Source organism: Mesorhizobium sp. PAMC28654 (assembly GCF_020616515.1).
GTDB lineage: Bacteria > Pseudomonadota > Alphaproteobacteria > Rhizobiales > Rhizobiaceae > Mesorhizobium.
Genome location: NZ_CP085135.1, coordinates 2,576,561 through 2,593,885, shown reverse-complemented (window position 1 = coordinate 2,593,885; position 17,325 = coordinate 2,576,561). Strand labels below are relative to the sequence as shown.

Here is a 17,325-nt window from a genome sequence, read left to right as displayed (position 1 = left end):
CCCTGTTGTTATGGTTATTGGGCTGCAGTAGGTCTCGGATCATTCTCCCATTGAGGGGCCGCTCGGGTCGCCGACATATCCGGTGAAGCGGCTGTAGAGACGCGATACCTCGTTCATGCGATGCTCCACCTCCGGGCCGAGCTCGATGAAGACGCCGTTGACGAGCAGATTTGTCAGACTCGCCATCTGGGCGGTCGATTCCCAGAACAGATTGAATTCCGTCGGGACCACAAACATCTCGTCGACCAGATCGCGACCCCAGTCGCAGAATGCGTCCGTGACCAGCGTTGTCGGGATGCCGAGCTTTTGGGCTTCCTGCGCCAGCAGCCGCGCCATGCGCGAGTAGCGCTTGGCCTCGAAGAGAACGAGGCAGGACTGCTTGCTGTCGGAGGCCAGAAGTTCGCTGAAATTGCCGCCGGCCAGATCGAGAAGATGGACGCGGTCGCGCAGATACTGCAGTTGATTGACGAAGGTCTGTGCAACACCGCGCTCGGTCTGGAAACCGGAAACGAAAATGGCGGGTGTCGTGGCAAGGCGCTTGACGACACGCTTCCATTCCGCCGTATGGGCGAGTTCATAGACGGCAACCAGGCCTGCTATTTCGAGCTGCAGCCCGCGTGCCAGCTCGTCTTCTCCCGCAAGCGTGCGCCGCTGCAGATCGCGTAGCCGATCGCTGATCAGCCAAGGCCGGTCGCCTATATCCTGCTTGAGATGGTCCTTCAGATCTGTCCGTCGTCAGATCATTTGGCTCAGATTGGATCGCAGATTAGCGGAGTGTCGGCCTCATCTTGGGGTTGATGTTAAGCGGCGATCTTGCGGTGCTGCAAGCGCCGATGTTGGATGGTTTGGCGTTTGATCCTTTCTCGCTGTTTGATAATGGCTGCGGCCCTGCCGAAGTAGGCGTCGGCTGGCGTTACGTTGGCCAGGCTCTCGTGGTAGCGTCGATGGTTGTAATGTTCGACGAAGGCTGCGATCTGGGCCTCAAGGTCGCCGGGCAGAAAGTAGTTCTCCAAGAGGATTCGGTTTTTGAGGGTCTGGTGCCAGCGCTCGATCTTGCCTTGGGTCTGGGGATGCATTGGAGCGCCCCGGACATGGCTCATGCGTTGGTCCTGGATATAGTCCGCCAGTTCGCCGGCGATGTAGCTGGGGCCATTATCGCTGAGCAGCCGAGGCTTGTGGTGCACATGGGCCTGGTCGCACCCTGAGGCAGTAAGTGCCATGTCCAGCGTGTCGGTGACGTCCTCGGCCCGCATGGTGCTGCACAGTTTCCAGGCGATGATGTAGCGGGAGTAATCGTCGAGCACGGTCGACAGGTACATCCAGCCCCAGCCGATGATCTTGAAGTAGGTGAAGTCCGTCTGCCACATCTCGTTGGGTCGCGTCGTCTTGGTGTGGAACTCGTTCGCCGCCTTGATCACCACATAGGCCGGGCTGGTGATCAGATCGTAGGCCTTGAGGAGCCGGTAAACGCTGGCTTCTGACACGAAGTAGCGCGTCTCGTCGGTGAACCGTACTGCCAGTTCGCGCGGGGAGAGCTCGGACTGCTCCAGCGCCAGTTCGATGATCTGGTCATGGATGGCAGGCGGGATGCGGTTCCACACCCGGCTCGGCGCCGAGGGCCGATCCTGCAGCGCCTCAGGCCCGCCCTCGACATAACGGTCATACCAGCGATAGAAGGTCCGGCGCGGGATGCCCAGTCGGTCCAGCGTTTTGCGGGTTGGCAGGTGTGACTGCTCGACGATCCTGATGATCTCGAGCTTTTCGGATGCGGGATATCTCATTCTTGCTCGTCCCCATCCGCGATCATGCTTTTTTTGAGCAGACGGTTTTCCAGTGTCAGATCAGCGACGCATTCCTTCAGCGCGCCGGCCTCCCGGCGCAAATCCTTGACCTCGTCGCTGGTGGCAGCACGAGCGGTATCACCCGCCAATCGGCGCTTGCCGGCCTCCATGAACTCCTTGGACCAGGTGTAATACAGGCTCTGCGCGATCCCTTCCTTGCGGCACAGCTCGGCGATGCTGTCTTCGCCGCGCAGCCCGTCCAGCACGATCCGGATCTTGTCTTCCGCTGAAAAATGCCGCCGGGTCGCCCGGCGAATGTCCTTTACCACCTGCTCGGCAGGCTTCTTGGCACTTGAGGATTTAGGGCTCATCTTGGTTCCTTCGTCGTGACGACGAGATCAAAACCCTCCTTAATTCACAACCTCAAATCTGGGACACAGGTGCTGACGGGGAACACAAGACGTCGGGCGTGCTGAATTTCGCGCAAGGGTCGATGGTGCTGTTCGCGGCACTGACCTTCGTCAGCCTTCTCGAACGCGGCATCCCGTTCGCCCTTGCTTTGCTCATCACCTTCGCGGTCATGGTCGCGCTGGGCTTCACCATCGAGCGGACCGTGCTGCGGCCCTTGGTCAACCGCTCGCCGATGACGCTGTTCATGGCCACGCTTGGCCTGTCCTACATCATCGAGGGTGCTGCCCAGCTGATCTGGGGCACGCAGGTGCACGGGCTCGACCTCGGCATCGACGACACGCCCTTCGAGGTCGGCGGCATCCTGATCTCCTCGTTCGATCTTGTCGCGGCAGGCATTGCCGCGACGATGGTGGCCGGCTTGAGCGCATTCTTCCACTGGACGCGGATCGGGCTGGCGTTCCGCGCCGTCGCCGACGACCAGTTCGCGGCCCTTGCCGTCGGGCTGCGGTTGCCCTGGATCTGGGGAACGGTGTGGGCTGCTGCCGGGTTCGTGGCGCTGGTCGCAGGGCTGTTGTGGGGCGCGCGCCTCGGCGTCCAGTTCTCGCTGTCGCTGATCGTCTTGAAGGCGCTGCCTGTGCTGGTGCTCGGCGGCTTCGATTCCATCCTTGGTGCCATCGTCGGCGGCCTCATCATCGGCGCCAGCGAGAAGCTCGCCGAGGTCTATCTCGGCCCCTTCGTCGGCGGCGGCATCGAAGGCTGGTTCGCCTATGCGCTGGCGCTCGTCGTCCTGCTGGTGCGTCCCTCCGGCCTGTTTGGCCAGAAGATTGTCGAAAGGGTCTGACCGATGGCCGTGCAAGCGCTCGACACCTCAACGCCCGCGATCGACTGGCTGAAAATCGCACGGAAATTGGCCTTGCCGGCGGTTCTGGTCGTCATCGCTTACGGGTTGGTCCCGGCCTATGCGTCGAGCTATCTGGTCGAGGCGATCCTGCTGCCATTCCTGGCGCTCAGCCTGGCGGCGGTCGGCCTCAATGTGCTGACCGGCTATTGCGGCCAGCTGTCTCTGGGTTCTTCCGCCTTCATGGCGGTAGGCGCTTTCGCCGCCTATAATTTCAATCTCAGGATCGAGGGGCTGCCGCTGGCGGTGACCATGATCCTGGCTGGCATTTCGGCGGCCGGCATCGGCGTCATCTTCGGGCTGCCGAGCCTTAGGCTGCGCGGCTTCTACCTGGCCGTCTCGACGCTCGCCGCGCAGTTCTTCGTGCAATGGGCGCTCACCAAGTTCGGCTGGTTCTCCAACGACAACCCGTCCGGGGTGATTTCCGCGCCACGTCTTGCCGTCGCGGGGTTCTCGCTTGACGGCGCGACTGGGCGCTACCTGCTGTCGGTCACGACGGTCATCGTGCTGACGGCTCTCGTCTGGCGGCTGGTCAACAGCGCGACCGGGCGGAACTTCATCGCCGTGCGTGACAACGAAACCGCCGCGCGCGTCATCGGCGTGCCGGTGCTGAGGACCAAGCTGCTGGCGTTCGCCATCTCGTCCTTCATCATCGGTGTCGCCGGCGTGCTGTGGGCCTTCACCTATCTGCGCACCGTCGAGCCTGCCGGCTTCAATCTCGACCGCTCGTTCCAGATCCTGTTCATCATCATCATCGGTGGTCTGGCCTCGATACGCGGCGCGTTTCTGGGCGCGGCGTTCATAGTTGTCTTTCCGCTCGTCCTGTCCCGTCTCGGCGCCTTCCTGTTCGGGGGTGTGTTCGATTCAGGCGTGCTCGACATGAGCCAGCGCATCGTGCTGGGCGCGCTCATCATCATCTTCCTCATCGCGGAACCGAATGGCCTGTCGGCTCTCTTCGACCGCCTGAAACGACGGATCGGCTCAAGGTCCAGCTGAGCGCCGCTCGACATCCTCCCTCACGGACCACAATTCAGGAGACGCAACCCATGACCTTCTTCAGTCACCTCCGAAAAGCGGCGATCGCCGCGGCCCTCGTGCTCGGGGCGACGGCGGCTCACGCCGACGAACAGTATTTTCCGCTGCAGAGCTACCGCGTCGGCCCCTATGCCGCTGGCGGCACAGGCTTCTTCGGCGGCTTCATCGACTACCTCAATCTCATCAACATCCGCGACGGCGGCGTCAACGGCGTCAAGCTGACCTGGAGCGAGGGCGAGACGCAATATGAGGTCGAAAAGGGTGTCGAGGTCTATGAGCGTCTAAAGAGCAATCCCGGCATCGCCGCCTGGAACCCGCTCTCGGTCGGCATCGCCTACGCCATGATCGACCGCATCACCGAGGACAAGGTGCCGCTGATCACCATCAATCACGGCCGCACCGACACCACGGACGGGCGCGTGTTTCCCTATGTCTTCCCGCTGCTGCTCAATCCCTACAGCGAGACTTCCGGCATCGTGAACTACATCGCCTCCAAGGAAGGCGGCCTCGACAAGCTCAAGGGCAAGAAGATCGTCGTGCTCTATCACGGCTCGCCCTATGGCAAGGTGGACTTGCCCCGAAAAAGTGGAGAGTTTCCTTCTGATGAAAGGCGACCTCGATGACGAAACAGAGACAGTTTGGACTTGCCCCGAAAAAGTGGAGAGTTTCCTTCTGATGAAAGGCGACCTCGATGACGAAACAGAGACAGTTTACGGATGCGTTCAAGGCGGAGGCGGTTGGCCTTGTGCGAACGAGCGGTCGGACGAAGCGGCAGATCGCGGAGGATCTTGGTGTTGGTTTCTCGACGCTGACGCGATGGATGGGTCGGCAGCTGGATCGTGAGATGGGCGATCCTGGGCGTCCGCCTGATGCTGATGTCGCCGCTGAATTGAAACGGCTGCGGCGGGAGAATGAAATCCTTCGGCAGGAGCGGGATATCTTGAAACGGGCGACGGCTTTTTTCGTCAAGGAGGGAAGTCGGTGAGGTTCGCGCTCATCGACCAGGCGAAGAAGGATTTCCCTGTGGACCGTTTGTGCGCGACGCTGGGTGTCAGCCCGAGCGGCTACTTTGCCTGGGGGCGCCGGCCGGCGTGCCGCCGGCAGCGCGACGACATGATAATGCTGGCGCATGTGCGATCGTCGTTCGCGCTGTCGAACGGAACCTATGGTAGCCCGCGCATGACGCGGGAACTGCAAGACAATGGCTTTGCCATTGGCCGGCGACGAACGGCGCGTCTGATGCGGGAGAATGGCCTCCAGGCAAGACAGAAGCGGCGGTTCAAGCGCACGACGGACAGCGAACACGCCTTTCCGGTTGCCCCCAATGTCATCGACCAGGATTTTGCCGCCACTGGTCCCAACCAGAAATGGGGTGCCGACATCTCCTACATCTGGACGCGGGAGGGCTGGTTGTACCTTGCTGTCGTCATCGATCTGTTTGCCCGCAAGGTCGTTGGCTGGGCTGCTGGCAACCGGCTACACCGCAGCCTGGCTCTGGCAGCGCTCAACAAGGCGTTCGTCATGCGGCAGCCGGAACCCGGCCTCATTCACCACTCCGACCGCGGCAGCCAATATTGTTCTATCGACTACCAAGCCGAATTGCGTGCCGCCGGCGTCATCATCTCAATGTCAGGCAAGGGCAATTGCTTTGATAACGCCATGGTCGAAACATTCTTCAAGACGCTGAAAACTGAACTGATCTGGCGCACCTCTTTCCTTACCCGCGCCGATGCCCAAGCCGCCATTGCCCGATATATCGACGGCTTCTACAATCCCATCCGGCGGCATTCCGCGCTCGACTACATCAGCCCGATGCAGTTCGAGCGAAACGCCGCCGAATGAGCAACCCGCTCTCCACTTTACCGAAGCAAGTCCAAACCTGTTCACCGGCGCGCTCGGGCGCTCGTCCTCACGCGCCGGCGTCAAGGCCGATCTGGAGCGCGTCTACGCGCTCTTCCCGCGGCTTCTCGAGAAGCGACGCACCCGCTCCGGCCTCACCTCCGGCGGCGAACAGCAGATGACGGCGATCGGCCGGGGCCTTATGTCGCGGCCGAAACTCTTCGTGCTTGACGAGCCCTCGATGGGTCTCGCGCCCCTGATCGTCGACGAAATCTTCAGCGCGCTGAGGAGGCTCAACCGCGATGAAGGCCTGTCGATCCTCGTTGCCGAACAGAACTCGGCGATCGCGTTGAAATACGCCGATCGTGCCACCGTGCTCGAAAATGGCGTCAGCGTGCTCGAAGGTTCGGCTGCCGACCTGCGCCAGCGCGACGACATCAAGTCCTACTATCTCGGCGGCGCGCCGCTTCCACCCCAACACTTTCCCCAGGAGACAGCAGCATGACGATCCAATCTAGGCAGCCGTCGGACATCCGCAGCGCCGTGCCGCCGGTCGAACGCCCTTCGGCCAAGGCACATGTCATCAAGACCGACGCCGAGGCAGTTGCCGTCGCCGAGAAGCTGGCCGCCGAATTCGCCAGGGAGGCTTCGAAGCGAGACCGCGAACGTATCTGGCCGAAGGAGGAGCTCGACGCGTTCTCGCAAAGCGGTCTGTGGTCGATAAATGTGCCGAAGGCCTATGGCGGACCGGAACTGTCCTATGTGACGCTGTCGAAGGTGATCACCATCATCTCGGCGGCCGACCCGTCGCTCGGCCAGATCCCGCAGAACCATCTCGGCGTCGTGGCGGCCATCCGCACCGTCTCGGACGAGGCCCAGAAGAAACTGCTGTTCGCCGAGGTTCTGTCGGGCACCCGCTTCGGCAATGCGTTCTCCGAATTCGGCTCCAAGCGGGCGGCGGACTTCGAGACAAAATTCGTCGACGCCGGAGACCATGTCGTCGTCAACGGCCAGAAATTCTATTCGAGCGGCGCCCTGCTTGCCCATCTGGTGCCGATCGTCGCACTCGATGACGAGGGCCGCGCCTGGTACGCCATCGCCGATCGTGGCGCGCCCGGACTGACGGTTATCGACGATTGGTCGAGCTTCGGCCAGAAGACGACGCTCTCAGGCACGGTCCTGCTCGACAATGTGAAGGTGCCGAAGACGCATCTCGTGCCCGGCTATCAGGGCTATGACAGGCCGACGGCCGATGGCGCCATCTTCCAGATCATCCAGGCCGCGGTCGACCTCGGCATCGCCAAGGCGGCGATCGATGAGACGATTGAATTTGTGCGGACAAAATCGCGTGCGTGGATCGACAGCGGCGTCGATCATGCCTGGCAGGATCCCTATACGATCCAGGCGGTGGGAGATCTCCGCCTGCGCGCCAATGCGGCGGAAGCCATTCTCGAAAAGGCCGGGCTCGCGGTCGACCGCGCGGTAGCCGATCCGAACGGCAAGACCGTCGCGGAAGCACAGATCGCGGTGGCGGAAGCCAAGATCCTCACCACCGAGATCGCCATCACCGCCACCAACAGACTGTTCGAGCTGGCCGGCACGCGGTCCACTTTGGCCGAACACAATCTCGATCGCCACTGGCGCAACGCCCGCACCCATACGCTGCACGATCCGGTGCGCTGGAAATACGCGATCCTCGGCAATTACTACCTGAACGACGTCAACCCGCCGCTCCATGCCTGGAGCTGAGCGAGGGCATCGTAAACTCATTGAGGACTGTTCATGAGCACTGCCATTCCCGACAGGATCAAGGTCCTGTGGTTTCTGCCGACCCATGGCGACAGCCGCTACCTCGGCACGTCAGAAGGCGGCCGGGCGGTCGATCTGCCCTACCTAACCCAGGTCGCCAAGGCGGCCGATGCCATCGGCTACTATGGCGCGCTGCTGCCCACCGGGCGCAGCTGCGAGGACAGCTGGGTCGTGGCGTCGGCGCTGGCGCCGCTGACGCAGCGGCTGCGCTTCCTCGTTGCCGTCCGCCCCGGATTGCAATCGCCGACGCTCGCCGCGCGCATGACCTCGACGCTCGACCGCATTTCTGGTGGGCGCCTGCTCATCAACGTCGTCACCGGCGGCGATCCGGTCGAGAACAAGGGTGATGGCATCTTCCTCAGTCATGACGAACGCTATGAGGTGACGCGGGAGTTCCTCGACATCTACAAGGCCGTGCTGCGCGGCGAGACCGTTGCCTTCGAGGGCAAGCATTTCCATATCGAGGACGGCCGGCTGCTGTTTCCGCCCGTGCAGACGCCGCATCCGCCGCTTTATTTCGGCGGCTCGTCGGAGGCGGCCAACGCGGTCGCCGCCGAGCAGATCGACAAGTACCTGACCTGGGGCGAACCACCGGCGGACGTAGCGGCCAAGGTCGACCATGTACGCGGCCTTGCCGAAAAGGCCGGCCGCCAGGTGAGCTTCGGCATCAGGCTGCATGTCATCGTGCGCGAAACCAATGACGAGGCCTGGGCCGATGCCGAGCGGCTGATCAGCCGCCTCGATGACAAGACGATCGGCGAGGCGCAGAAGGTGTTCGCCCGCATGGATTCCGTTGGCCAGTCGCGCATGAGCCAGCTGCATGGCGGCCGCCGCGACAAGCTCGAGATCAGCCCGAACCTTTGGGCTGGCGTCGGCCTGGTGCGCGGAGGTGCCGGCACCGCGCTGGTCGGCGACGCGGCGACGGTGACGGAGCGCATCGACGAATACCGGCGCATCGGCATCGATACCTTCATCCTGTCCGGTTATCCGCATCTGGAGGAGGCCTATCGGTTCGGCGAACTGGTGCTGCCGTTGCTGCCGCTCGATCATGAAATCTCGACGCGGCCGACCACTGTGAACATGGGACCTTTCGGCGAAACGGTGGCTGGTGACCACCGCCCGCCAGCGCTGCGCGCGAGCCAGTCTTGAGCGCTTCCCAACCTGTCATTGCCATCATCGGTGGCGGCTTTTCCGGGGCGGCAACCGCCTTTCACCTGGCGCGCCTGTTGCCGGCAGGCACGTCCGATATCGTTGTTATTGAACCCCGCGACCGGCTGGGCCATGGCCTGGCCTATTCGACGAACGATCCAGCGCACCGCATCAATGTGGCGGCGTCGAGGATGACGCTGATCTCCGGTCAGGCCGGCCATTTCGCCGACTGGCTGGAACGGACCGGCGCCATTGTTGACGACGCGGAGGCCATCGCTGCCAACGGCGCTGTTTATCCTCGGCGGCGCGTTTTCGGGGGCTATGTCGAATCCCACCTCCAGCCCTTTCTGGACAGCAAGACGGTCCGGCATGTCAGGTCCGCCGTCGCCTCGGTCGAGCGCAATGGCGAGGGCTATCGCCTGATCCTTGCCGACGGCGCAATGCTCGCGGCGGACGCCCTGGTTATCGCGACGACGCATCCGCCGCCAGCCCTGCCGCAGGCCTTGCGCGCAGTGGCGGGCGCCGCCGGTCTCGTGTCCAACCCGTATGACCTTGAACGATTGGAAGCGATCGGGCGCGACGATCGTGTCCTCGTGGTCGGCACCGGGCTGACCTCGGCGGATGTCATCGCGACGCTCGACCGCAAGGGGCACCGTGGCCGCATCACGGCGCTGTCGCGGCATGGCTACCGCTCGCGCGGCCACGCCGCCGCACCGGCCGATCCGGTCGGCGATTTCACCAGCCAACCGTCGCGCAGCACGACAGTGCTGCTCAGGCGCATCCGGGCCACGCTCGCCGATGCCGCGCGCGGCGGCCAGGACTGGCATCCCGTGCTCGACGCGGTCCGGCGTCAGGGGCAGGTGATCTGGAAGGCATTGCCGGTTGCCGAGCGACGTCGCGTGGTGCGCCATCTGCGGGCGCTTTGGGATGTGCATCGCTTCCGCGTCGCGCCGCAGATCGGTGACGTGCTCGATCGCCGCATTGCCGAGGGAACGCTTGCCTATCGCGCCGCGTCGATTGCCAATGCGGAGCAGGCTGATGGTGGCATCCGCGTCACCCAGCGGCCGAGGCGTGAAAACGCCGTGATCGTCGAGACATTCGACACCGTGATCGTGACCACCGGGCCGGCGCATGGCGATATCTTGCGGACCAACACGGCGATTGCCGCGCTTGCGCGTCTGGGGTTGGTCAGGCTCGACCCTATCGGGCTCGGCCTGGAGACCGATCATCTCGGCCATGCCGTAGGAACCTCAGGACGTTCGGCTGACAGTATTTTCGTCAGCGGGCCTCTTGCTCGCGGGGGCGTCGGCGAGCTGATGGGTATCCCCGAGGTCACCGCGCATGCCGAGCGCATCGCCGCCGAAATCCAACACTGGCTCGACTACCGAACGGCGCTGCGCCGCAAGGCTTCGTGACGGCTGCAAACTCAAATGCCCGCGTTTAAAGGGCCGTTCGACAGGCTACAGGCTCGCCTTCACGGTGGGTGGACTATCGCCATGCGATGCCGAACACGACGCGCGGTGACAGCTTCGCTGCGCTCCGGCGCCTGATTTTACCTGCCAGTTCAAACATGTCTCGCAGGCAATGCATCTAAGCGACGTCTATTTTCGCCTGTCCAAGGATCCAATTCTTGACGGTTTTGACGACGCTCCCCTTCGACAGCTGGCTTTCTGACAGGTAATAGGTCCAGGGGCTTGCCGTGCGGACAGGAAACGGTTCGACGAGAAGGCCGCGGCTCAGGTAGGTTCTGGCGAGCGAATATTGGGTCGCGACACAGCCGGCGCCCCTTGCCGCCAATTCCAGCGCGATGTTCGAAGCGTTCGTGGTTATTCCCTTTTCATAGTCCGAGATATCGATACCAAGCGCTTCACCCATGCACTGCCAGTACTCCTGTCTTCCGTGAACGAAGATCCAGTCCATATGCAGGATATCCTGCGGCGACTTGAGCCGGTTCGCCCCCATCATCAATTGCGGAGCGCACAGCAGAACCAGTTGATCGTTCCACAGCGGAACACCAGCCGGGGGGCGATCGTCGAAGCGCCGCGTCGAGATGGTGATATCCGCGATCTGCTCGCTGAGGTCTTCCCAGATCGTGCCGTGCAGGACGACCTCGATCTCTGGGTGCTGATTGCGAAATGCGGCCATGCATCCTGCGATCCAGTTTTCCGCAAGGCTCATTGGGCACGAGATGACCACGGTCTTGTTGCGGGCCGAGGCCACGATTGCCTCGGTTGCATGGTCGATCAGGTCGAGAGCCTGACGCAGTGTCGGCAGGAATGCCTCGCCCATCTCGGTCAGCTTGAGACTGCGAGGATAGCGGATGAACAGTTGCCGGCCGAGATAGTGTTCCAGCCCCCGGACGTGGTTGCTGACAGCCGCCTGCGTGTAGCCCAGCTCATTGGCGGCGAGCGTGAAGCTCAGGTGTCGGGCCGAGCATTCGAACGAACGGATATAGTTGAGTGGGGGCGGTGGCTTCATCGCGATTTTTTCCGGTCGACGATCACGGCGGGAACAGGGAGCTTATAGCGCGTCGAACCGGGTGACATCGATTTTTTTGGCCAATGGCGCCAAACTTATGACGTGAATGGGCCACGAGGCCAAATTAATCATAGGGCTCACGACGGGGGAGATGCGCGAAGGTGGCGTCAATGGTCGATCAGCCCGAAGAGGCCGCCGCTGTTTGCGAGATTACCGCCAGGATTGCGGATTTCGTGCTGCGCAGACCCGCTACCCAGTTCCCGGATGAAATATTGCGGGCGGCATCGCTGCAATTCCTGGATACGATTGGCGTCACGATCGCTGCCGGACCAATGGAGGCAGGGCGGATCGCGCGAGATGCGGCCGTGCTGCTCTACGGCGCCGGCGAGGACCGGCATGCGGCGCGGATGCTGTTCGACGGCCGCCGCGTAAGCTTGGCTGGGGCCGCCTTCGCGGCCGCCACCCAAACCGATAACCTCGACGGTCATGACGGCTACAGCCCGACCAAGGGGCACATCGGCGTGGCGGTCATCCCGGCGCTGGCGGCGCTTGCCGAGGCAGCCCCCGATCTCGGCGGACCCGAGGCTTTGGCCGCCATCGTCATCGGCTACGAAATCGCTGGCCGCGCCGGCATAGCGTTGCATGCCACGGTTTCGGACTACCATACGTCCGGGGCCTGGAATGCGCTCGGCGTGGCTGCCATGGCCTCGCGCTTCATTGGCCTCGGCGACGAGAAACTCCGCCATGCCTTCGGCATCGCGGAGTATCACGGGCCGCGCAGCCAGATGATGCGCGAGATCGCAACGCCGACCATGCTGCACGATGGGTCGGGCATGGGAGCGCTGGTCGGCCTTTCGGCGGCGGTGCTCGCTGAGCTCGGCTTCGCCGGTGCGCCGGCCATCACCCTGGAAGCGCCGGACGTGGCGCACCACTGGGACGACCTCGGAAGCTTCTGGCAGATGTCGCGCCAGTATATCAAACCGTATCCGGTATGCCGCTGGGCGCATGCGGCAATCGACGGGACACGTGCTCTCTGTCTGGAGCATGGCGTGGGACCGGAGCAGGTCGCCAGGGTACGGGTCAACAGCTTTCACCACGCCGCTACGTTGTTCGCCGGCATGCCCGACACCACGTCGAAGGCGCAGTACAGCCTGGCGTTCGCGGTCGCCACCATGGTCGTGCACGGCCGCGTCGGCCTGGAGCATATCTCAGGTGCCGGTCTCCAGGACGCGGCCGTCGCGGCGATGCTCAAGCGCGTCGAGGTGACTGAATCGCCTCGACACAGCGCCCGCTTTCCGCAAGGGCGCTGGGCGGATGTCAGCATCGAGACGGTGGACGGTCGGGTGCTCGATTCCGGCGACGTGCATGCGCGTGGCGGACCCGAGGCGCCGTTCACGTCCGACGACATCGAGGCAAAATACATGGAGCTGGCCGCTCCGGTGCTGGGCGAGGCGCGGGCAAGGGCGATCCGCGACGGCATTCTCGACCTTGCGGCGCCCGGCAGCCGGTTCAGCGACCTCGCGGTTCTGCTCTACGATCCTCCCGCCGGCCAGCGCCATCATGCCGCTTAGCCTGCTCAAATACGGATTCAGCAAGGACTATCCGGTGACGGGGGATATTCCGGCGACGCCGGAGCTGAGGCCATCCTATGACGTGGTCATCATCGGCGGCGGCGGCCACGGGCTGGCGTCAGCGCATTATCTGTCGAAATACCACGGCATCACCAGCATCGCCGTGCTGGAGAAGGGCTACCTGGCTGGGGGCAACACGGCGCGGAACACCACGACGATCCGCTCCAACTACATCACGCCGGAGGGTGTCGCCTTCTACAAGGAGGGTGTTTCCCTGTTCCAGGGCCTGTCGCAGGAACTGGATTTCAACGTCATGTTCTCGCAGCGCGGGCAACTGACGCTCGCTTATTCGGAGGCGACGCTGCGCAGCTTCCACCTGCGGGCCGAGATAGGCAAACATATGGGAACACGCACCGAAGTCGTCGACCCGAGGGGTGTCGAGGAGATCGTGCCGCAACTCAACATGGATCGTGGCGGCGCGCTCGAAGTCCTGGGCGGGCTCTGGCACGCCGATGGGGGCACGGCCAGGCACGACGCGGTGGCCTGGGGCTTTGCCGCGCAGGCATCGCGGCGCGGCGCCGAAATCCATCAGCGCACCGAAGTGCAGAGCGTCGAAGTGGCCGCCGACCGAGTCAAGACGGTGGTGACGAACCGCGGCCGCATCGCTTGCGGCGCGGTGCTGATCGCCGCCGGCGGCATGAACTACGATGTCGCGCTGATGGCCGGGATCGAACTGCCGATCCGTTGCTATCCGCTGCAGGCGATGGTGACCCAGCCGCTGAAGCCCTGGCTCGATACGCTGGTCTCATCGGTTTCGCTGCACACCTATCTGGTGCAGTCCTCGCGCGGCGAGATCGTCATCGGCGGCGGTTCCGATCCCTACCAGCTCTACTCGACCCGCTCGACGCTCGACATGAAGGAACATCTGGCGGCGGGCGCGGTGCATCTGTTCCCCTTTCTGCAAGGGGTCAAGCTCCTCAGGCAATGGGCGGGGATCACCGACATGACGCCCGACTACAGCCCGATCATGGGCGCCAGCCCACTCGCCAACCTCTGGCTGGACTGCGGCTGGGGTACATGGGGGTTCAAGGCCACTGCGGTCGCCGGCAAGCGCATGGCCGAGACGATCGCTAGGGGCAGCGTTCCCGATGTGTTGAAGCCGTTCGCGTTGGAGCGCTTCGAGACTTTCCGGCTGCTCAACGAAATGGGCGCCACGGCTGCGAGTCATTGACATCATGAAGCTGCTCACCTGCCCGATGAACGGACCGCGCAACATCGACGAATTCCAGTCGCTCGGGCCGGTGCGGGCCGCACCCGATCCCGATGCATCAAGCGACGCCGAATGGGCGCGCCACCTGTTCAGGGCCGACAACCGCAAGGGTATGGGGGTGGAATGGTGGCGCCACGTGCCGAGCAACTTCTTCTTTCTGGCCGAACGCAATCTGGTGACCAACGAGATCAGATCATCCGCACCTACGCGCCAAACGACGAAGGCCGGCCGTGAGCCGGCTGCCCGAACCTTTTGGCTCGCGCATTGACCGCGGTCGGGCGCTTCGCTTCAGCTTCGAAGGCAAGGCGTTCGAGGGCTTCGAGGGCGATTGCATCGCCAGCGCGCTGGGGGCGTCGGGGCAATGGCTGCTGTCACGCTCGTTCAAATCATCGGCCCCGCGGCGTCTTCAGCATGGCCGGGGCCGAGGCCAACACACTGGTGCAATTGACGTCCGAGCCGAACGTGGCGGCGGACCTGACGCCGTTGCGCGACGGCATGAAGGTGACGGCGCAGAACGTCAACGGCTCGCTTCAGTCCGACCGCGATGCCCTGATTGGCCGGTTCGCGAAGCTGCTGCCGGTCGGCTTCTATTATCGAACGTTCATGGGACCGACGCGCAACGCGTGGCTGAGAGTCTGGGAGCCGATGATCCGCCGCAGGGCGGGCTTGGGCATGATCGATGCAAAGGCTCCGCATCGCGACTTCGACATGGCGCATCTCCATTGCGACCTGCTGGTCGTCGGCGCCGGGCCGGCCGGGCTTTCGGCGGGTATCGCCGCCGCCGAGGCCGGGGCGGATGTCGTTCTGTGCGACGAAAATCCGGAAATCGGCGGCTCGTTGACCTACAGCCGCTGCGGGCCGGACGTGCTGGCGCGGCTGGCCGCTGCAGTGGTGGCACTTCCCAACTTGCGCATTCTGCCTGGCACGGTCTGCAACGGCTGGTATGAGGACAACTGGCTGCCGCTGATCCAGGGCGACCGGCTCTATCGGACCCGCGCCCGGCAAGTGGTTCTCGCAACCGGCGCGATCGAGCAGCCCGCGCTGTTCCGCAACAACGACCTGCCGGGCATCATGACCGGCGGGGCCGTGCAGCGGCTGATCCGGCATTATGCGGTGAAACCCGGCCGGCGCGCCGTCGTGCTCGCCGCCAATCCCGCCGGCTATCATGCCGCGCTCGACCTCATCGATGCGGGCGTTGCCGTCGCGGTGCTAGCCGATCCGAGGCCGACAGGCAATGACGGCGACCTGGCCAAGGCGCTGCAAGCCAGGGGCGTCGAAATCATGCAGGGCGCAGCCATCGCCGAGGCCCAGGGCACCAAGGCCAACAGACATGTCGCGCGCGTCCGCATCGAAGGCCGCTGGATCGACTGCGATCTCGTGGTCATCTCTGCTGGCGCGGTGCCAGCTTGGCAGTTGCCGTGCCAGGCCGGAGCCAAGGTCGGCTACGACGAGAAGTCGGCGAATATGAAGCTCACCATGGATCATGGCTCGGTGCTGCTGGCGGGAGCGGTCGCGGGCAGGTCGAGCCTCGATGCGGCAATCGCGGATGGTCGCCGCGCGGGGCTGGACGCACTGGCCCGCCTCGGCCACGTGGTCCGCTCCGACGCAGCGGCGGTTGATATCGATACGGAGCCGAAAGGCTGGGCGCAGCCCATCGCTGCCGATCCGAAGGGACATGACTTCATCGACTTCGACGAGGACCTGCAGGTCAACGACCTGCTGAACACGGTGAAGGAAGGCTATCGCGAACTGGAACTGGTCAAGCGGTTTTCGACGGTGGCCATGGGGCCAAGCCAAGGTCGCCATTCGGCGCTGGCGACAGCCAGGATCGTCGCCGAGGCGACCGGCCGCAGCGTAGGTGCCGTCGGCGTTACCACCGCGCGGCCTCCGACAGGCCCGGAAACGCTTGGTGTGCTTGCCGGCCATCATGAGCCGCTCGAACGGCGGACCGCGCTCCACGCGCGGCATCTGGCTGTTAATGCCCGCATGAAGCCGGTGGGTGCCTGGTGGCGGCCCTACCATTACGGAGCGGACGTCGATGCCGAGCGGCTTGTGCGCGAAGAGATCGCGGCCGTGCGACAGGCGGTCGGCGTGCTCGACGTATCGACGCTGGGCAAGCTGGAAGTGCGAGGACCGGATGCCGGCGCCTTCCTCGACCGCATGTACACCATGGCCCATGCCGGCCAGCCCGTCGGCCGCGTGCGCTATTGCCTGATGCTGAACGAGATGGGCGCGGTGATCGACGATGGCGTCGCCTACCGCCTGGCCGACGATCGCTTCTACGTCACCGCCACCACGGGCGCGGTTGCCAGAGTCCAGGCGGAAATGCTGTTCTGGAACGCTCAATGGCGGCTGAAGGTCGACGTGCTCAACGTCACCGCGGCGTTTTCCGGGCTCAATGTCACCGGGCCGAACGCGCGCGTCTTGCTGCAGGCGATGGATGGCGACATCGATTTTTCAAGGCAGGCGTTCGGCTATCTGTCCGGCCACGAAGGCATGCTTGCCGGAGTTCCGGTGCGTGTCATGCGTATCGGTTTCACCGGGGAGGTCAGCTACGAGCTGCATTGTCCGTCCAGCTATGCCGGCGCGCTGTGGGATGCGGTGATCGAGGCAGGCGGATCGCATGGGCTGCGCCCCTACGGCCTCGAGGCATCGCGCATCCTTCGCCTGGAGAAAGGCCACATCCTCATCGGCCAGGACACGGACGCGCTGACCTGCCCGGATGAACTGGGTTTCGGCTGGGCGGTGTCGAGACGAAAACCGTTTTTCGTCGGCAAGCGCTCGATCGAGATGCGGGCGCGTCTCGGCCAGGCACGCAGGCTGGTCGGGCTGACTTTCGCGGACGCCACGAACGTACCGGGCGAAGGCTGCCTCGTGCTGCGCGGCGGGGTGCCGGTCGGACAGGTCACTTCGGTCGGCTTTTCACCGACGCTCGGCCACCACATCGCGCTCGCCTATGTCCATGTCGATGACGCGGCCGAGGGCAGCCTGGTCACCATAAAATGCCGCGACGGCGAACTGGTGAGCGCTCCCGTGGTCATGCATGCCTTCTTCGATCCAGAGAACGCGCGGCAGGAACTCTAG

The 17,325-nt window shown here is 63.9% G+C and carries 14 protein-coding genes and 3 pseudogenes; 14 read left to right on the top strand and 3 right to left on the bottom strand.

Going from position 1 to position 17,325, the window contains the following annotated elements:
• Positions 1 to 39: 39 nt before the first annotated feature.
• A complete protein-coding gene (locus tag LGH82_RS12945; protein WP_227348838.1) occupies positions 40 to 336 on the bottom strand; it encodes a hypothetical protein in 297 nt (98 codons plus the stop codon).
• Here LGH82_RS12945 and LGH82_RS12940 point away from each other — a divergent pair.
• Positions 307 to 666, top strand: a complete 360-nt coding sequence (locus LGH82_RS12940; protein WP_227348837.1) for a hypothetical protein — start codon at positions 307 to 309, stop codon at positions 664 to 666. The genes LGH82_RS12945 and LGH82_RS12940 overlap by 30 nt on opposite strands.
• Positions 667 to 800: 134 nt before the next feature.
• Here LGH82_RS12940 and LGH82_RS12935 read toward each other — a convergent pair.
• Positions 801 to 2,152, bottom strand: a protein-coding gene (locus LGH82_RS12935; protein ID WP_227344189.1) for an IS3 family transposase whose coding sequence is annotated in 2 segments (ribosomal slippage) — positions 801 to 1,816 and positions 1,816 to 2,152 — 1,353 coding nt in all. Because the reading frame shifts where the segments join, the coding sequence is not laid out codon by codon here.
• Between the two features lie 83 nt (positions 2,153 to 2,235).
• Here LGH82_RS12935 and LGH82_RS12930 point away from each other — a divergent pair.
• From LGH82_RS12930 to LGH82_RS12895, 8 genes and pseudogenes are all read left to right on the top strand, one after another.
• Positions 2,236 to 3,033: pseudogene (locus tag LGH82_RS12930) on the top strand (branched-chain amino acid ABC transporter permease); the annotation flags it as partial.
• A gap of 3 nt (positions 3,034 to 3,036) precedes the next feature.
• On the top strand, positions 3,037 to 4,086 hold the full coding sequence (locus LGH82_RS12925; RefSeq protein WP_227348836.1) for a branched-chain amino acid ABC transporter permease: 1,050 nt from the start codon (positions 3,037 to 3,039) through the stop codon (positions 4,084 to 4,086).
• A 50-nt stretch (positions 4,087 to 4,136) separates the two neighbouring features.
• Positions 4,137 to 4,703, top strand: a pseudogene (locus tag LGH82_RS12920) (ABC transporter substrate-binding protein); the annotation flags it as partial.
• Between the two features lie 113 nt (positions 4,704 to 4,816).
• A protein-coding gene (locus LGH82_RS12915) for an IS3 family transposase (protein WP_413771365.1) occupies positions 4,817 to 5,967 on the top strand; the annotation gives its coding sequence in 2 pieces (ribosomal slippage) (positions 4,817 to 5,081 and positions 5,081 to 5,967; 1,152 coding nt in all).
• The gene (locus LGH82_RS12910; protein WP_227348835.1) at positions 5,855 to 6,469 is read left to right on the top strand and encodes an ABC transporter ATP-binding protein; all 615 of its coding nucleotides are present in this window, start codon (positions 5,855 to 5,857) and stop codon (positions 6,467 to 6,469) included. The genes LGH82_RS12915 and LGH82_RS12910 overlap by 113 nt, the downstream gene beginning before the upstream one ends.
• Positions 6,466 to 7,713 (top strand): SfnB family sulfur acquisition oxidoreductase, encoded by a 1,248-nt coding sequence (locus LGH82_RS12905; RefSeq protein WP_227348834.1) that lies wholly within the window; start codon positions 6,466 to 6,468, stop codon positions 7,711 to 7,713. Before LGH82_RS12910 ends, LGH82_RS12905 begins: the two co-directional genes overlap by 4 nt.
• 33 nt (positions 7,714 to 7,746) lie before the next feature.
• Positions 7,747 to 8,922 carry an FMNH2-dependent alkanesulfonate monooxygenase gene (gene ssuD / locus LGH82_RS12900; RefSeq protein WP_227348833.1) on the top strand — a complete coding sequence of 392 codons (1,176 nt, stop codon included), beginning with the start codon at positions 7,747 to 7,749 and terminating at the stop codon, positions 8,920 to 8,922.
• Positions 8,919 to 10,337 (top strand): FAD/NAD(P)-binding protein, encoded by a 1,419-nt coding sequence (locus tag LGH82_RS12895; protein ID WP_227348832.1) that lies wholly within the window; start codon positions 8,919 to 8,921, stop codon positions 10,335 to 10,337. The genes ssuD and LGH82_RS12895 overlap by 4 nt, the downstream gene beginning before the upstream one ends.
• Before the next feature lie 175 nt (positions 10,338 to 10,512).
• Here LGH82_RS12895 and LGH82_RS12890 read toward each other — a convergent pair whose 3' ends face one another.
• Positions 10,513 to 11,400: a LysR substrate-binding domain-containing protein gene (locus LGH82_RS12890; protein ID WP_227348831.1), complete on the bottom strand. Its 888-nt coding sequence runs from the start codon at positions 11,398 to 11,400 to the stop codon at positions 10,513 to 10,515.
• Between the two features lie 170 nt (positions 11,401 to 11,570).
• Here LGH82_RS12890 and LGH82_RS12885 point away from each other — a divergent pair, with 170 nt between their 5' ends.
• The 5 genes and pseudogenes from LGH82_RS12885 to LGH82_RS12865 all read left to right on the top strand — a co-directional run bounded on the left by LGH82_RS12885 (position 11,571) and on the right by LGH82_RS12865 (position 17,325).
• Positions 11,571 to 12,971, top strand: coding sequence for an MmgE/PrpD family protein (locus tag LGH82_RS12885; RefSeq protein ID WP_227348830.1), 1,401 nt, complete (start codon positions 11,571 to 11,573; stop codon positions 12,969 to 12,971).
• Positions 12,961 to 14,202, top strand: coding sequence for an FAD-dependent oxidoreductase (locus LGH82_RS12880; RefSeq protein WP_227348829.1), 1,242 nt, complete (start codon positions 12,961 to 12,963; stop codon positions 14,200 to 14,202). Before LGH82_RS12885 ends, LGH82_RS12880 begins: the two co-directional genes overlap by 11 nt.
• A gap of 4 nt (positions 14,203 to 14,206) precedes the next feature.
• Positions 14,207 to 14,509, top strand: coding sequence for a sarcosine oxidase subunit delta (locus LGH82_RS12875; protein ID WP_227348828.1), 303 nt, complete (start codon positions 14,207 to 14,209; stop codon positions 14,507 to 14,509).
• Positions 14,472 to 14,697 (top strand): annotated as a pseudogene (locus LGH82_RS33650) (2Fe-2S iron-sulfur cluster-binding protein); the annotation flags it as partial. The gene LGH82_RS12875 and the pseudogene LGH82_RS33650, both read left to right, overlap by 38 nt.
• Before the next feature lie 39 nt (positions 14,698 to 14,736).
• Positions 14,737 to 17,325, top strand: a complete 2,589-nt coding sequence (locus tag LGH82_RS12865) for a glycine cleavage T C-terminal barrel domain-containing protein (RefSeq protein ID WP_413771468.1) — start codon at positions 14,737 to 14,739, stop codon at positions 17,323 to 17,325.

Bases quoted from the DNA above. Each gene is read 5' to 3' on its own strand.
- LGH82_RS12865 (WP_413771468.1), top strand. From the start codon at position 14,737: ATGAAGGTGACGGCGCAGAACGTCAACGGCTCGCTTCAGTCCGACCGC.
- LGH82_RS12925 (WP_227348836.1), top strand. From the start codon at position 3,037: ATGGCCGTGCAAGCGCTCGACACCTCAACGCCCGCGATCGACTGGCTG.
- ssuD (WP_227348833.1), top strand. From the start codon at position 7,747: ATGAGCACTGCCATTCCCGACAGGATCAAGGTCCTGTGGTTTCTGCCG.
- LGH82_RS12880 (WP_227348829.1), top strand. From the start codon at position 12,961: ATGCCGCTTAGCCTGCTCAAATACGGATTCAGCAAGGACTATCCGGTG.
- LGH82_RS12905 (WP_227348834.1), top strand. From the start codon at position 6,466: ATGACGATCCAATCTAGGCAGCCGTCGGACATCCGCAGCGCCGTGCCG.
- LGH82_RS12910 (WP_227348835.1), top strand. From the start codon at position 5,855: ATGCCCAAGCCGCCATTGCCCGATATATCGACGGCTTCTACAATCCCA.
- LGH82_RS12890 (WP_227348831.1), bottom strand. From the start codon at position 11,400: ATGAAGCCACCGCCCCCACTCAACTATATCCGTTCGTTCGAATGCTCG.
- LGH82_RS12875 (WP_227348828.1), top strand. From the start codon at position 14,207: ATGAAGCTGCTCACCTGCCCGATGAACGGACCGCGCAACATCGACGAA.
- LGH82_RS12945 (WP_227348838.1), bottom strand. From the start codon at position 336: ATGGCGCGGCTGCTGGCGCAGGAAGCCCAAAAGCTCGGCATCCCGACA.
- LGH82_RS12885 (WP_227348830.1), top strand. From the start codon at position 11,571: ATGGTCGATCAGCCCGAAGAGGCCGCCGCTGTTTGCGAGATTACCGCC.